Here is a 14,732-nt window from a genome sequence, read left to right on the forward strand (position 1 = left end):
GAAAAGACAAGAACATTCGGGAGGGGAAGGCATGAGCCGTGCGCTCGCCGTCTTCCACGGCCGGTTCGGCCGGGCGACGGTTTATCAGTTGAACCGCCCTTTCAATATTCACGCCCATCGTGAAGGTCACCTGATCTTCCATGTTGGCGGCATGCCCGCATGCATCGACGTCTCCGAGGGACACCACGATCTCAACGAGACGTCCGTCGTCGCGGTCAATCCCTGGGAGCCGCACAATTTCCTGCCCGCCGATCTCGACGGCGGCGCGATCTTCTTCGTGCTCTATGTCAACGCCGAATGGTTTGCGCCCGATGCCTCCGGCACCCACCGGATGCGTTTCGGCCGCACCCAGTTCCGGCGCACGCCGGCGCTGGACAAGCACATCAGGCGGACGGCCGCGCTCGTGTGCGGCGCACCATCACTCTCCAGCCTGGATTCCGAGCTGCGGCGGCTGATCGACATCTGCTACGACGAAAGCTGGCAGCAGGCCGAGATCGCGCGCGATCCACGCGCAAACGGCTCCGTCACCGATTTCCGCGTGCGCAAATGCATCAAGATGATGTCGGAGAGCCCCGGCGCCGAGATCGAGCTCGATACGATCGCGCGGGAATCAGGACTGTCGCGACCGCACTTCTACCGGCTGTTCCGCGTCCAGACCGGCGTGACGCCGAACCTCTATCTCAACACGCTGATCATGGAACATGCGCTCGAAGCGCTCGTGGCCAGCGAGACGCCAATCGCCGATATCGGCTTCGATCTCGGCTTCTCGTCGCAGAGCGGCTTCACCCGCTTCTTCGCCGCCAATGTGGGAATGGCCCCGACCGATTATCGTCGCGCGGCCAAGATTTTGCGCGCCTGAGCGGGCCACGAAAAGATACTCACAATCAAACGTCGCCCTCGCAGCCCCGCTAGGATGCGGGCAACGCGATCCCGAAAGAGGGTCGCGACCGACGGGAGCGCACGTTCATGGCGAGGCTAGCGGCCGGCGCAAGGCTGCCTGACCTGTATTTGGTGGGCCTTCGGGATGCGCCCTGGCCAAGCGGGTGGCGCACATGAGCCGCTTTGTCGAACGCCATCCGGCCTGGGCGCTGATCTCGATCATTGCCATTGCCATCGCGCTCTGGCTGGTCTTCGCGGTCTGGCCGCCCGGCCTCGAAGAAGCCATCGGCCGCAAGCGCGTCTTCCTCAACGCGGTCTTCAACGGCATCACGCTCGGCGGACTCTACTTTCTCGTCGCCAGCGGATTCACGCTGATCTTCGGCCTGATGCGCAACGTCAACCTCGCGCACGGCTCGCTCTATCTGTTCGGCGGCTATGTCGGTTACGCCATCAGCACGGCGACCGGCTCCTGGCTGCTCAGCTTCATCGTCGCCTTCATCCTCACCGCCCTGGTCGGCGTCCTGCTCCAGCTGATCGTGTTCCGCCGGATGGAAGGCCAGGACCTCAGGCAGACCATGGTGACGATCGGGCTCTCGATCGTGTTCGCCGATCTCATGCTGTGGGCCTGTGGCGGCGACTTCTACCAGATCCAGACGCCGAACTGGCTGATCGGCCCCATCGAGCTGCCGCTGGTCACGGCGATCAAATCATCGGGCGAGCCGGTCTATCTCCGGTACCCCCTGGTGCGGCTGGTGATCTTCGCCGCCTCCGTCGTGATCGGCGTGGCGATGTGGCTCGCGCTCAATCGCACCCGCGCCGGCATGATCATCCGCGCCGGCGTCGACGACCGCGATATCCTCGCCGCGACCGGAGTGCGCATCCAGCTCGTCTTCGTCGCGGTGTTCGCGTTCGGTGCGGGACTTGCGGGCATTGCCGGCGTCGTCGGCGGCACCTTCCAGTCATTATCCCCGGGCGAGGACATCCGCTTCCTGCTCGCCTCCCTCGTCGTCGTGATCGTGGGCGGCATGGGCTCGATCCCCGGCGCGGCGCTGGGCGCGCTGATCATCGGCCTCGCCGAGCAGCTCGGCTCGGTCTACATCCCGACCTATGCCATCGTCGTGACCTTCCTGATCATGGTGCTGGTGCTGGCGATCCGGCCGCAAGGCCTGTTGGCGAGGCGCTGACATGTCGCTCACCCACGATGCCCGCATTGCCGTTCGTCCCGCCGATGTCGCGCAGCGCCCCGCGCGGACATGGCCGGAGATCAACAATCCCGCCGCCTGGATCGTCGCGATCATTCTCCTGATCATGCCGCTGATCGCGAGCGGCTTCTTCCTGATCGAGATCTTCGCGACCACGCTGATCCTCGGCATCATGGCGCTCAGCCTGATGTTCCTCGCCGGCTATGGCGGCATGGTCAGCCTGATGCAGCTCACGATCGCGGGTTTCTCGGCCTACATGGTCGCCGTGTTCGGCGTCAGCGGCAACGCCAATATCAGCCTGGGCTGGCCGTGGTGGCTCGCGGTGCCCATGGCGCTGGCGCTGGCGACCGCCTTCGGCACGCTCGGCGGTGCGCTCGCGGTGCGCACCGAAGGCATCTACACCATCATGATCACGCTCGCGATTGGAGCTGCCTTCTATTATTTCACCAACCAGAACTGGGCGATCTTCAACGGCCATACCGGCATCAACACCGTGGCCACGCCGCACTTCTGGGGCGTGAACTGGCGCGCCGACATTCCCTTCTATTACGTCGTGCTCGCGGTTGCCGCGCTCTGCTATTTCGCGGTCGAATATATCTCGCGTGCCCCCTTCGGCCTTGCGCTGCAGGGCGTACGCGACAATCCGCGCCGCATGGCGGCGCTCGGCTTCAACGTCAATGCGCACCGTGTCGCCGCCTATGCCTTCGCCTCCTTCGTGGCCGCACTTGCCGGCGTGCTCCAGGTCTGGAACTACCGCCAGATCTCGCCGGGCTCGGTCAGCGTCGGGGCCTGCATCGACGTGCTGATCATCGCCGTCGTCGGCGGCATCACGCGTCCGATCGGCCCCTTCATCGGCGCGCTGATCTTCGTGCTGCTGCGCACCTTCGCGCTCGACTTCCTGGTCAGGCTCGGCCTCGACGGCAACCGCTTCCGGCTACTGATCGGGCTCGGGTTCCTCGCCATCGTGTTCTGGTCCTCGGACGGCGTCATCGGCCTATGGCAGCGCTGGCGCCAGAGCCAACGCTCCCGCACCGACCGCCAAAGCGGAGCACGCGGTCATGGATAGCGTCGCGCAGCGCCTCTCGGCCGTCGGCGCCGGTGCCGCGCTGGAGCTGCGCGGCGTGACAAGGCTGTTTGGCGCGCTCGCGGCGCTGACCGACGTCACCATCACCGTGCGGCCCGGCGAACGCCGCGCCGTGCTCGGCTCCAACGGCGCAGGCAAGACCACGCTGTTCAACTGCATCACCGGCGACTTCGCGCCCTCCTCCGGCACCATCCGCTTCTTCGGCGAGGACGTCACCCACTTCCCGCCCTATGAACGCATCCGCCGCGGGCTGCGCCGGACCTACCAGATCTCAGCGTTGTTCCCCGGCCTCACCGTGCAGGACAATGTCTATCTCGCCTGCCGCGGCGTCTCGCGCGGACGGTTCTCGTTTCTGCGGCCGGGACAGAACGATGCCCTGATGCATGCGGCCGACAACCTCGTCCAGGCCGTGCATCTGGCCGCCGTAAAGGACCAGCGCGTGGCCGAGCTCGCGCACGGCCAGCAGCGCCAGCTCGAGATCGCGCTCGCGCTCGCCGGCGCCCCGCGCTTCGTGCTGTTCGACGAGCCGGCCGCGGGCCTGTCCCCGACCGAGCGGGCCGAGCTGATCGAGATCCTGACCTCGCTGCCGGCGCATATCGGCTACATCATCATCGAGCACGACATGGACGTCGCCTTGCGCGTCGTCGAGAGCGTCACGATGATGCACAACGGCCGCATCTTCAAGGAGGGCCTGCCGGAAGAGATCCAGTCCGACCCCGAGGTGCAGGAGCTTTATCTCGGAGGCGGCCATGAATGAGGCCCGCCGCTCCGCCGCCGCGCTCGAGGTCCGCGGGCTCGACGTCTATTACGGTCACTCGCACGCCCTGCAGGGCGTCGACCTGACGCTGGAGAGCGGCGTGTTCTCCGTCGTCGGCCGCAACGGCATGGGCAAGACCACGCTGTGCAAGGCGATCATGGGGCTGGTCGGCGTCAGCGGCGGGTCGATCCGTGTCCGCGGCGAGGACATCACGCGGCGGCCCTCCGCCCAGATCGCCCGGCTCGGCGTCGGCTACGTGCCGCAGGGACGCCGCCTGTGGCGCTCGCTCAGCGTCGACGAGCATTTGCGGCTGGCCGGCGGCATGCGTCCCGGCGCATGGACGGTCGAGCGCATCTACGACACCTTCCCGCGCCTCGCCGAGCGCAAAGATCACGGCGGTGGCCAGCTCTCGGGCGGCGAGCAGCAGATGCTGGCGATCTCGCGCGCGCTGCTCACCAATCCGCATCTGCTGATCATGGACGAGCCGACCGAGGGTCTCGCACCCGTCATCGTGGCGCAGGTCGAGGAGATGCTGCTGCGGCTCGGTGAGGACGGCGACATGTCCGTGCTGGTGATCGAGCAGAACATCGGCGTCGCCACCGCTGTCTCGCGCAACGTCGCGATCATGGTCAATGGCCGCATCAATCGCATCATCGACTCCGCGCGGCTCGCCGCCGACCGCGAGCTCCAGCAACGCCTGCTCGGCGTCGGGCTCCACGCCGAGCTCGAGCCGGATCTCGAGATCTCAGCGTCCGGCCCGGACACAAAACCGGTGCCGGCGCCGCGCCGCGACGGGCCGATCCGCATCTACGTCTCCAACCCAACGCTGCCGACGCGATGGTCGCAGCCGGTGCCGATCGCCCGCATCGAGGCGGCGGCGCGCACACTCTCGACCCAGGTCGCGCGGCTCGACGAGACCGCGCGGCGCAAGCGCGAGCCGCTGGCGGCGCAGACCGCCGGCCCGCCCGTCGTGCTGGTCGTCGGCACGCTCGACACCAAGGGCCTCGAGCTGCGCTTCATCCGCGACATCATCGCCGAAACCGGCCTGCGCACGCGGCTGGTCGACGTCTCGACCAGCGGCAAGCATTCCAGCTGCGATGTCTCCGCGCAGGAGATCGCGCTCAACCACGGCCGCGGCGGTGCCGCGGTGTTCGGCCCCGACCGCGGCGCTGCCGTGACCGCGATGGCCGACGCGTTCGCCAGCTGGCTGCGGCGCCAGGGCAATGTCGCCGGCGTGATCTCGGCCGGCGGCTCGGGCGCGGCGTCGCTGGTTGCCCCGGGGATGCGCGCGCTTCCCGTCGGCGTGCCGAAGCTGATCATCTCCTCCGTCGCCTCCGGCGATGTCGGGCCCTATGTCGGCCCCGCCGATATCGCGATGATGTACTCCGTCACCGACGTGCAGGGGCTGAACTCGATCTCGCGCGCGGTGCTCGCCAACGGTGCCAATGCGCTCGCCGGCATGGTCAAGGCGCGGCTGGATGTGCGGGCCGCGACGGCGCGGGAGGCCGGCGGCCTGCCTGCGGTCGGCATCACCATGTTCGGCGTGACGACGCCGGCGGTGCAGAAGATCGCTGCCGAGCTGCGCGACGATTTCGAGTGCCTGGTCTTCCATGCCACCGGCGTCGGCGGCCGTTCCATGGAGAAACTCGTCGAGTCCGGCCAGCTCGCCGGCGTCATCGACCTCACCACGACGGAAGTCTGCGATCTCCTGATGGGCGGCGTGTTTCCCGCAACCGAGGATCGCTTCGGTGCGATCATCCGCACGCGCGTCCCCTATGTCGGCTCGGTCGGCGCACTCGACATGGTCAATTTCGGTGCGCCCGACACCATTCCCGAGCGCTACCGCGGCCGCAAATTCCACGTCCACAATCCGCAGGTGACGCTGATGCGGACGAGCGTGGAAGAGAACGAGCGCATCGGCCGGTGGATCGGCGAGCGCCTCAACCAGATGGATGGCCCGGTGCGCTTCTTCCTGCCCGAGGGCGGCGTCTCCGCACTCGATGCGCGGGGCCAGCCGTTCTGGGATCCGGACGCCGATGCCGCGCTGTTCCGCACGCTGGAGCGCACCGTGCGGCAGACCGGCAATCGGCAGCTCATCCGCACGCCCAAGAACATCAACGATCCCGACTTCGCCGCCGCCATCGTCGGTGCGTTCCGAACCCTGTTCGGCCGCGCCGGCGCGCGGCGGAGACTAGCGAGGTAAGCGATGCCAAGGTTTGAACGCGCAGCACTCCTGAGGCGGTTCCGCGAGATGGCGAAGCGCGGCGAGCCGATCGTCGGCGGCGGCGCCGGCACCGGGCTGTCAGCCAAATGCGAGGAGGCCGGCGGCGTCGATCTCATCGTGATCTACAATTCCGGACGCTACCGCATGGCCGGGCGCGGCTCGCTCGCGGGCCTGATGGCTTACGGCGACGCCAACGCCATCGTGCTGGACATGGCCGGCGAGGTGCTGCCCGTAGTCACGAAGACGCCGGTGCTCGCGGGCGTCAACGGCACCGATCCGTTCCGCGACATGGACGCGTTTCTCGACCAGCTGAAGGCGCTTGGTTTCGCAGGCGTGCAGAACTTTCCGACCGTCGGCCTGATCGACGGCACCTTCCGCGCCAATCTCGAAGAGACCGGGATGTCCTACGCGCTCGAGATCGACATGATCGCCAAGGCGCACGACAAGGACATGCTGACGACGCCCTATGTGTTCAGCGAGAAGGAAGCGGCCGCGATGGCGATCGCCGGCGCCGACATCGTCGTCTGCCACATGGGGCTGACGACCGGCGGGTCGATCGGCGCGCAGACCGCATTGAGGCTGAAGGACTGTCCGGCGCAGATCGACACCTGGGCCTCCGCCGCGCTCAGCGTCAACCCGGATATCCTGGTGCTGGCGCATGGCGGCCCGATCGCTGATCCCGCCGATGCCGATTTCATCATGAAGAACACCCGCCATTGCCACGGCTTCTACGGGGCCTCCTCGATGGAGCGGCTTCCCGTGGAGCGAGCGCTGACGGAGCAGGTACGTCAATTCAAGGCGATCGGCGCGCGGTAACGCCTGAAGGTTCGAGGGAGGAAAAGATGTCGGGGATGTTGGTCGGTGAATTGATCCTCTGGCTGATCGTCGCGGTCGTCGTGATCGTGGTCGGCGTCTATATCGTGAACTGGCTCTACCATCGCTCCTCCAAGGAGACCTCGTTCGTCCGGACCGGCTTCCTCGGCGAGCGCGTGGTGATCAATGGCGGCGCGTTCGTGCTGCCGTTCATCCACGATTACACGCCCGTCAACATGAACGTGCTGCCGATGGGCATCGTCCGCTCCAGGCAGGACGCCGTGATCACCCGCGACCGCATGCGCGTCGACATCGAAGCCGATTTCTATGTCCGGGTGCAGCCGACCCGCGAGGCCGTCTCGATCGCGGCTGCCACGCTCGGCCGCCGCACCATGGAGCCCGGGCAGCTCCATGCGCTGCTGGCCGGCAAGTTCATCTCCGCGATCCGTTCGGTCGCCTCCGAGATGACCATGGAGGAGATGCACGAGCGGCGCGGCGACTATGTCGTGCGGGTCAAGACCAACGCGGCCGAAGCCCTCGCCCAGAACGGCCTCGAGCTCGAATCGGTCGCCATCACCGATCTCGACCAGACCGATCTCGAATTCTTCAACCCGTCGAACCGGTTCGACGCCGAAGGCCTGACCCAGCTGATGCAGGACATCGAGGCCAAGCGGAAGCTGCGCAACGACATCGAGCAGGATTCGATGATCAAGATCCGCGCGCGCAATCTGGAAGCCGAGCGGCAGGCGCTGGAGATCGAGCGCGAGAGCGAGACAGCACGCCTGGAGCAGGAACGCGACATCGAGATGCGCCGTGCGCTTCAGCGCACGGAAGTGGCCCGCGAACGGGCGCTGCGCGAAACCGAGGCCGAGCAGGCGCAGATCTCCGCGCGCGAGGCCATCGAGCGCGCCCGCATCGCCAACGACCAGGCGATCGCGGAAGCCCGCATCGCCTCGGAGCGCGAAACCCGCCAGAAGGAGATCGAGCGGACCCGCACCATCGAGGAAAAGGAGCTGCTGGCGCGCGAGGAGATCGAGAAGACCAGGATCGCCAACCAGCGCTCGATCGACACCACCCGCATCGCATCCGAGCGCGACGTGCGCCAGCGTGAGATCGAGCGGATGCGCACGGTCGAGGAAGCAGAGATCGCGGCGCGTGAAGCCATCGAGAAGGCGCGGATCCAGCAGGACCGCGTCGTCACCGACGCCCGCATCGCCAACGAGGAGGAAACCAGGCGCCGCGAGATCGAGCGCACGCGTGCCGTCGACGAGGCCGAGATCGCTGCCCGCGAGGCGACCGAGAAGGCCCGCATCGCCCAGACGCTGATCGTCAATGTCGAGCGCATCTCCTCGGACGAACGCACCCGCGCGCTGGAGATCCAGCAGGTGCGCACCATCCAGGAGGCCGAGATCGAGGCCCAGCGCGCGGTCGAGGCCGCCCGCATCGCCCGCGAGCGGACGCTCGCCGCCGAGCGCATTGCCGCCGAGCAGAACACGCGGCAGCTGGAGATCGAGCGCAACCAGGCGCTCGACGTCGCCGGCATCGCCGCGCGCGAGACCACGGAGGCCAGCCGGATCGCCCAGGAGGAGCGCGTGCGCTCGCTGGAGATCGCCCGCAACCGCGCCGTCGAGGAGGCCGACATCGCCTCGCGCGAGGCGATCGAGGCGGCCCGCATCGCCCAGGAGAAGGCGGTCGCGGCCGAGCGGATCCAGGCCGAGCGCGACACCCGTTCGCTCGAAATCGAGCGCGCCGGCGTGCTGGAGGCGGCCGAGCTCAAGCGGCGCGACGCCATCGAGCGCCAGCGCATCACAGTCGACCTGGCGCTGGAGGCCGAGCGCATCAACTCGTCGAAGAAGCGCGAAGTGCTCAACATCGAGCAGAAGAAGGCGATCGAGATCGCCGACGAAGACCGCGTCATCGCGCTGTCGACCAAGAAGTCCGAGCGGATCGACGCCGACCGCCAGGTCCGGCAGGCCGAGATCGTCGCGCGCAAGGAGGTCGAGACCACCGACGTCTCGCGCGAGCAGGCGCTGGAGGCCGCCCGCATCGAGCGCCGCCGCGCCATCGAGCAGCTCGAGGTCGCCCGCGTGCAGTCCCTGCAGGAAGCCGAGATCGCCTCCCGCGAGGAAGTCGAGCGCGCCCGCATCGCGTCCGATCGCGGCCTCGACGAGGCCCGCGTCGGCCGTGAGCGCGAGCTACGCAAGCTCGAGGTCAACCGCGAAAAGGACGTCGAGACTGTGCTGATGGAAAAGGCCATCGCCATCCACCAGAAATCGCTGGAAGAGTCCGCGGCCCGCGCTGCCGCCGAGGAAGCGCGGATGCGCGCGACCGAAGCCACCGAGCGCGTCATCACCGCGCGCGAGAGCGAGATCGCCAAACGGCGCAAGACGGTCGAGGTGCTGCTCGCCGAGAAACAGGCCGAGGAGACCCGGATCGCCGCGGAAGCCGAGCGCGTTCGCGCGGCCGTCGAGGCGGAAGCGCAGCGGATGCTGAACGAGGCCGAGAACGTGCTGACCGACCAGGCGCGCTACTCGCTGTTCCGCCGCAAGCTGCTCGACCGGATCGAGGGCATCGTCCGCGAGAGCGTCAAGCCGATGGAGAAGATCGAGGGCATCCGCATCCTCCAGGTCGACGGCCTCAACGGCAACGGCCATGGTGGCAATGGCGGCCGCAGCGCCACCGACGAGGTCATCGACTCGGCGCTACGCTATCGCGTCCAGGCGCCGCTGATCGATTCCATCCTTTCCGACATCGGCGTCGAAGGCGGCAGCCTCGCCAAGATGCCGGGCCTGATCCGCGAAGCCCGCGACATGCAGGGCATCAAGGACTCCGCCCGCAAGAGCGGTGGTGGCGGAGGTGGCGGCGACAAGCCGGCGGCCGCCCCGCCCGCGGCCGAGGGCGGCGAGCCGCCGGCCGAGCGCGGGCCGCGGAAGAAGAGCTGAGGTCGCGCCATGGCCCGCGTTTACGTCTCCACTGTCGTCAATGCCCGCAACGACCGCGTCTGGGCGCGGGTGCGCGATTTCAACGGCCTGCCGAACTGGCATCCGGCCATCGCCGAAAGCCGCATCGAGGGCGGCGAGCCCGCCGACAAGATCGGCTGCGTCAGGGATTTCCGCCTGCGCAACGGCGACCGCATCCGCGAGAAGCTGCTCGGCCTCTCCGACTACGACATGTTCTGCACCTATTCGATCCTGGAATCTCCGATGGGCGTCGAGAACTATGTCGCAACCCTGCGGCTGACCCCCGTCACCGACGGCGACCAGACCTTCATGGAATGGACCGCCGAATTCGATTGCGCGCCGGAGCGCGAGACCGAGCTCGTCAGCAATATCGGCGGCGGCGTGTTCCAGGGCGGATTTGATGCGCTCAAGCGCGTGTTCGGAGGCTGACCGTGCCGCATGTCGTCAAGAGCACGATCCTGGACGCACCGACCGATGCGGTGTGGACCGTGCTGCGCGATTTCAACGGACACGATCGTTGGCATCCGGTTGTCGCGACGTCCTCGATCGAGCGCGCGCAGTCTTCCGACAAGATCGGTTGCATCAGGCGGTTCAAGCTCAACGACGGCTCCGAGCTGCGCGAGCAATTGCTGGCACTGTCGGACCTGGAACAGTCCTTCAGCTATTGCCTGCTCGATACGCCGGTGCCGATGTTCAACTACGTCGCCCATGTCCGGCTGCTGCCGGTCACCGACGGCGACCGCACCTTCTGGCACTGGGAGTCCCGCTTCACCACCAAGCCGGAAGATCGCGACCGCATCACCCACATGGTCGCGGAAGACATTTACCAGGCCGGGTTCGAGGCAATCCGCCGGCATCTGAGGGAGGCCGCATAGTCATGGCCGTGACAGTGAAGACGTTTGGAAGCGCCAGCGAGGCGGCGGGAGCATTGTCCTCGGACCGCACCGCGCGGTATCTCGGCGGCGGCACGCTGGTGATGCGCGCGCTGAACGAAGGCGATGTCGCGATCTCGACCGTGGTCCGCGCCCAGGACCAGGCGCTGACCCGGATCGACGCCTCGGGGCCACGCATTACGCTCGGCGCCGGCGTCACCTTCGCGCGCATCCTTGCCGAACGGGACCTTGCCTTCCTGCACGCGCCCGCCCGTTCGATCGGGGGTCCCGCCGTGCGCAACATGGGCACGGTCGGCGGCAATCTTTTCGCGCCGAGTCCTTACGGCGATTTCACCGTGGCGCTGCTGGCGCTCGACGCGACCGTCGCCGTCGCGGGCGGCTTTGGCGCGCGCGATATCCCGATCGAAGAGTTCCTACAGGCGCGCGAACGGCAGGCCGGAACCCTGGTGCTGTCGGTTTCCTGCACCCGGCCAGCGAGCAGCGACGCGTTCCGCTACCGCAAGATCGCGCGCATCAAGCCGAAGGGCGGCTCGGTCGTCACGCTCGCCGCGCATCTGCCGATCAGCGGCGGACGGATTGCGGGCGCCCGGATCGCGCTGGGATCGATGGCGCCGACCCAGATCCGCGCCCGTGCCGCCGAGCGCGCGCTGGAGGGCCGCTCGCTCGATGCCGCGACCATCGCGGCCGCCGCATCCGCCGCGACCGAGGGAACATCGCCTTTCGACAACGCGCTCGGCAGCGCCTGGTATCGCCGCGAGATCGTCGGCGTGCATCTACGGCGCCTGCTGTCAGGCCAGGAATAGATCGCCATGTCAAAAATCCCCCTGCAGTTTCGTCACAACGGCCGCGATGTCGCGATCTTCGTCGACGGCGGCACCAATCTCCTGGTGGCGCTGCGCGAGCTGATCGGCGACATGACGCCAAAATTCGGCTGTGGCCAGGGCGGCTGCGGCACCTGCAGCGTGCTCATCGATGGCGAGCTTCATCTCTCCTGCCTGACGCTGGCGGAGACGGTAGCCGGCCGTTCCATCGAGACGCTCGACGGCATGAAGCAGGGCCCGAACCTGCACCCGCTGCAGCGCGCCTTCGCCGACCATTTCGCGGCCCAGTGCGGCTATTGCACCCCAGGCATGCTGATGGCCGCCAAGGCGCTGCTCGACCGCAATCCCTCGCCGAGCCGCGACGAGGTCATTGAGGCCATCTCCGGCAACATCTGCCGCTGCACCGGCTATGAGCCGATCATCAATGCCATCCTTGCCGCCGCGAGCGGCCGGGTCAGCGCGTAAGGGAACGCGACCATGCTGGAACTGCGCAAAGATATCTTCGCTGACGAGCGCGACGATAACTTAAAAGAAATCGGCAAGGGCACCCAGCGTCAGGACATGCTCGGCCATGTCACGGGCACGTCGAGCTACTTCAACGATCACAAGCTGCAAGGCATGCTGCACCTGAAGGTCGTACGCTCGACGCAGGCCCATGCAAGGATCCGCCGCATCGATACCACCGAGGCCGAACGTTCGGCCGGTGTACGCCGGATCATTCGCGGCACCGATGTGCCGGTCAATCTCAACACGCTTCTCAGCCTGATCAATTTCGGCAAGGATGACGAGCCGTCGCTGGCGGTCGACAAGGTCCGCTACAAGGGCGAGCCGATCCTCGCCATCGTCGCCGACAGCGAGCGCGAGGCGTTCGAGGCCATCGCAAAGGTCAAGGTCGATTACGAGCCACTCCCGGCTGTGTTCGACGTCGAGGACGCGCTGAAGCCTGGCGCGCCCGTGGTCAACGAGACCTATCCGAAGAACGCCTTCATCTATCACGACGTCTACGACCACCAGCGCCTGCGCTTCGGCGATGCCGACGCGGCGCTCGCGAGCGCCGACCACGTGCTGGAGCAGCGCTACCAGATGTCGCCGATCGAGCACGCGCCCACCGAGACCAACGGCGCCATTGCGGCGCCCGACACCAACGGCCGTTACGTCGTCTACACCTCGACCCAGGCGCTGTTCTTCTCCGTCGACACCTGTGCCAAGATTCTGGACGTGCCCTCCAACACGTTCCACTTCATCGGCGGCACCGTCGGCGGCGGCTTCGGCGGCAAGGTCGACACCTTGACCGAGCCGCTCGCCATCCTCGGCGCCATGCTGACGGGACGGCCCGTCCGCTACGTGTTCGGCCGTGAGGAGGAGATGCAGTACGGCCCGCCGCGCGGTGCTGAACGCATTTACATAAAGGACGGCGTCATGCGCGACGGCCGCATCGTCGCGCGCAAGATCCGCGCATTTTTCGACAGCGGCGCCTATACGCGGCTGTCGAGCTACGCCGCCGTGAAATGCGCCGCGCATCTGCCGGGCCCCTACACCATCCCGAACGTCTATGGCGACGTCTATTGCGTCTTCACCAATCGCACGCCCGCGACCGCGATGCGCGGCTTCGGCGTCACCGCGATGGACTTTGCGATCGAATGCCAGATGGACAAGCTCGCAAACCTCGTCGGCATGGACCCGATGGAGTTTCGCATTCTCAATGCCTATCGCGACGGCGACATGAAGGCGCACCGGCGCGAGGCCAAGAACACCGCCCTGATCGAATGCGTTCAGGTCGCTGCCGAAAAGGCCAAATGGCCGATCCGCGACGATTTCAGGCGCGCCTCCTCGCGCAAGGACGGCGGCGGCAGCCGCGCCGCGATCCCGCCGACACCGACGGAGTCGCGTGTGCGTCCGGCTGCGCCTGCACAGCAGCGCACGAGCTATGACCGCGCGCCGGTGACCGCGACGCGGGAACCGCCGCGCGAGCCGCCTCCGCCGACGCCGCCGCCTCCCCCGCCGCGCCCGGCCTCGCCATCGCATGGCGCGACGCGGTTCTCATCCGTGTTCGGCACCAGGAGACGCTGACATGACCAGGCATCGCGGACGCGGCATGGCGTCGATCAACTACCCCATCGGCATGAACCTTGGCGGCGACCCGAGCCAGGCCCTGGTTCACTCCAATCCCAGCGGCAAGTTCACGGTGGCGCTGTCGTCGATCGACCTCGGCCAGGGCATGAAGTCGGTGACGCGGCAGATCTGCGCCGAGACGCTGGGCGTGCCGGTCGAGGACGTCTATGTCGACACGGCGGATTCCGACACCGGCCCGCATTGCATGGGCTCGTTCGCCTCGCGCGGCACCCACCGGGTCGGCAACGCCGTGATGGCCGCGGCGCGAGAGGCCCGCGGGGTGATGATGGAGGCGGCAGCCGAGGAACTCGAGGTCAATGCCGCCGATCTCGAAACCGACGGCCGCGGCAATATCCACGTCAAGGGCGCGCCGCATCGCTCGATCTCGACCAAGGATGTCGCGATTGCCGCGCAGTTCAAGCAGGGCAAGACCATTTCGGGCCGCGGCATCTTTCTCGTCCCGCTCTCCAACGTCGATCCGGAGACCGGCGAGATGTCGCCGGCCACATGCTACGCCCATGCCTGTCTCGTCGCGGAAGTCGAGGTCGACGACGAGACCGGCGATGTCGCGATGGTGCGCATGGACTCCGCCTATGAGCTCGGTCGGGCGCTGAACCCCCGTCTGGTCGAGCAGCAGCTGGTCGGCGGCGCCTGGATGGGCGTCAGCCACGCGCTCTACGAAACCCCGGAGCCCTATTATCCCGATCCCGTTCACGGCCCGCGCGACTTCGTCGAATATCTGATGCCGGGCCCCGGCGACATCTGCCCGCACGATATCGCCGTGCTGGAACGGCCCGCTCCCGACGGTCCGTTCGGCGCCAAAGGCCCCGGCGAGATGTGCGCCAATCCGGTGCTGCCGGCCGTCGCGAATGCGATCTTCAACGCCGTCGGCGTACGCATCGACGACCTGCCGATCACGCCTGAAAAGGTGTTGCGCGCAATCAAGGCCCAGGGCGGCGCGCGGCCGCAGGCGCGGCGCTAGAGGAT

13 protein-coding genes are annotated in these 14,732 nt (G+C 67.4%); all 13 read left to right on the plus strand.

Going from position 1 to position 14,732, the window contains the following annotated elements; genetic code table 11:
* Positions 1-31: 31 nt before the first annotated feature.
* Positions 32-859: a helix-turn-helix transcriptional regulator gene (locus GGD67_RS22440; RefSeq protein WP_028143759.1), complete on the plus strand. Its 828-nt coding sequence runs from the start codon at positions 32-34 to the stop codon at positions 857-859.
* A gap of 193 nt (positions 860-1,052) precedes the next feature.
* Positions 1,053-2,063, plus strand: a complete 1,011-nt coding sequence (locus tag GGD67_RS22445; protein ID WP_092253950.1) for a branched-chain amino acid ABC transporter permease — start codon at positions 1,053-1,055, stop codon at positions 2,061-2,063.
* Position 2,064: 1 nt separating this feature from the next.
* On the plus strand, positions 2,065-3,147 hold the full coding sequence (locus GGD67_RS22450; RefSeq protein ID WP_179735896.1) for a branched-chain amino acid ABC transporter permease: 1,083 nt from the start codon (positions 2,065-2,067) through the stop codon (positions 3,145-3,147).
* Positions 3,140-3,922 (plus strand): ABC transporter ATP-binding protein, encoded by a 783-nt coding sequence (locus GGD67_RS22455; protein ID WP_018318063.1) that lies wholly within the window; start codon positions 3,140-3,142, stop codon positions 3,920-3,922. Before GGD67_RS22450 ends, GGD67_RS22455 begins: the two co-directional genes overlap by 8 nt.
* A complete protein-coding gene (locus GGD67_RS22460; protein WP_179735898.1) occupies positions 3,915-6,125 on the plus strand; it encodes an ABC transporter permease in 2,211 nt (736 codons plus the stop codon). The genes GGD67_RS22455 and GGD67_RS22460 overlap by 8 nt, the downstream gene beginning before the upstream one ends.
* Before the next feature lie 3 nt (positions 6,126-6,128).
* Positions 6,129-6,962 carry a phosphoenolpyruvate hydrolase family protein gene (locus GGD67_RS22465; RefSeq protein WP_018318065.1) on the plus strand — a complete coding sequence of 278 codons (834 nt, stop codon included), beginning with the start codon at positions 6,129-6,131 and terminating at the stop codon, positions 6,960-6,962.
* A 26-nt stretch (positions 6,963-6,988) separates the two neighbouring features.
* Positions 6,989-9,901, plus strand: coding sequence for a flotillin family protein (locus GGD67_RS22470; RefSeq protein ID WP_179735900.1), 2,913 nt, complete (start codon positions 6,989-6,991; stop codon positions 9,899-9,901).
* 9 nt (positions 9,902-9,910) lie between these two features.
* Positions 9,911-10,348 carry an SRPBCC family protein gene (locus GGD67_RS22475; protein WP_018318067.1) on the plus strand — a complete coding sequence of 146 codons (438 nt, stop codon included), beginning with the start codon at positions 9,911-9,913 and terminating at the stop codon, positions 10,346-10,348.
* Between the two features lie 2 nt (positions 10,349-10,350).
* On the plus strand, positions 10,351-10,794 hold the full coding sequence (locus tag GGD67_RS22480) for an SRPBCC family protein (RefSeq protein ID WP_092253134.1): 444 nt from the start codon (positions 10,351-10,353) through the stop codon (positions 10,792-10,794).
* A 2-nt stretch (positions 10,795-10,796) separates the two neighbouring features.
* The gene (locus tag GGD67_RS22485; protein WP_179735902.1) at positions 10,797-11,615 is read left to right on the plus strand and encodes a xanthine dehydrogenase family protein subunit M; all 819 of its coding nucleotides are present in this window, start codon (positions 10,797-10,799) and stop codon (positions 11,613-11,615) included.
* Positions 11,616-11,621: 6 nt separating this feature from the next.
* Positions 11,622-12,098, plus strand: coding sequence for a (2Fe-2S)-binding protein (locus GGD67_RS22490; RefSeq protein WP_028143768.1), 477 nt, complete (start codon positions 11,622-11,624; stop codon positions 12,096-12,098).
* A gap of 12 nt (positions 12,099-12,110) precedes the next feature.
* A complete protein-coding gene (locus GGD67_RS22495; RefSeq protein ID WP_018318071.1) occupies positions 12,111-13,703 on the plus strand; it encodes a xanthine dehydrogenase family protein molybdopterin-binding subunit in 1,593 nt (530 codons plus the stop codon).
* A gap of 1 nt (position 13,704) precedes the next feature.
* Positions 13,705-14,727, plus strand: a complete 1,023-nt coding sequence (locus GGD67_RS22500) for a xanthine dehydrogenase family protein molybdopterin-binding subunit (protein WP_018318072.1) — start codon at positions 13,705-13,707, stop codon at positions 14,725-14,727.
* Positions 14,728-14,732 lie beyond the last annotated feature (5 nt).

The organism is Bradyrhizobium sp. IAR9, from assembly GCF_013408065.1.
GTDB lineage: Bacteria > Pseudomonadota > Alphaproteobacteria > Rhizobiales > Xanthobacteraceae > Bradyrhizobium.

Coding starts and splice junctions, on each gene's coding strand:
- GGD67_RS22475 (WP_018318067.1), top strand. CDS start 9,911: ATGGCCCGCGTTTACGTCTCCACTGTCGTCAATGCCCGCAACGACCGC.
- GGD67_RS22445 (WP_092253950.1), top strand. CDS start 1,053: ATGAGCCGCTTTGTCGAACGCCATCCGGCCTGGGCGCTGATCTCGATC.
- GGD67_RS22465 (WP_018318065.1), top strand. CDS start 6,129: ATGCCAAGGTTTGAACGCGCAGCACTCCTGAGGCGGTTCCGCGAGATG.
- GGD67_RS22485 (WP_179735902.1), top strand. CDS start 10,797: ATGGCCGTGACAGTGAAGACGTTTGGAAGCGCCAGCGAGGCGGCGGGA.
- GGD67_RS22490 (WP_028143768.1), top strand. CDS start 11,622: ATGTCAAAAATCCCCCTGCAGTTTCGTCACAACGGCCGCGATGTCGCG.
- GGD67_RS22495 (WP_018318071.1), top strand. CDS start 12,111: ATGCTGGAACTGCGCAAAGATATCTTCGCTGACGAGCGCGACGATAAC.
- GGD67_RS22500 (WP_018318072.1), top strand. CDS start 13,705: ATGACCAGGCATCGCGGACGCGGCATGGCGTCGATCAACTACCCCATC.
- GGD67_RS22440 (WP_028143759.1), top strand. CDS start 32: ATGAGCCGTGCGCTCGCCGTCTTCCACGGCCGGTTCGGCCGGGCGACG.
- GGD67_RS22470 (WP_179735900.1), top strand. CDS start 6,989: ATGTCGGGGATGTTGGTCGGTGAATTGATCCTCTGGCTGATCGTCGCG.
- GGD67_RS22455 (WP_018318063.1), top strand. CDS start 3,140: ATGGATAGCGTCGCGCAGCGCCTCTCGGCCGTCGGCGCCGGTGCCGCG.
- GGD67_RS22450 (WP_179735896.1), top strand. CDS start 2,065: ATGTCGCTCACCCACGATGCCCGCATTGCCGTTCGTCCCGCCGATGTC.
- GGD67_RS22460 (WP_179735898.1), top strand. CDS start 3,915: ATGAATGAGGCCCGCCGCTCCGCCGCCGCGCTCGAGGTCCGCGGGCTC.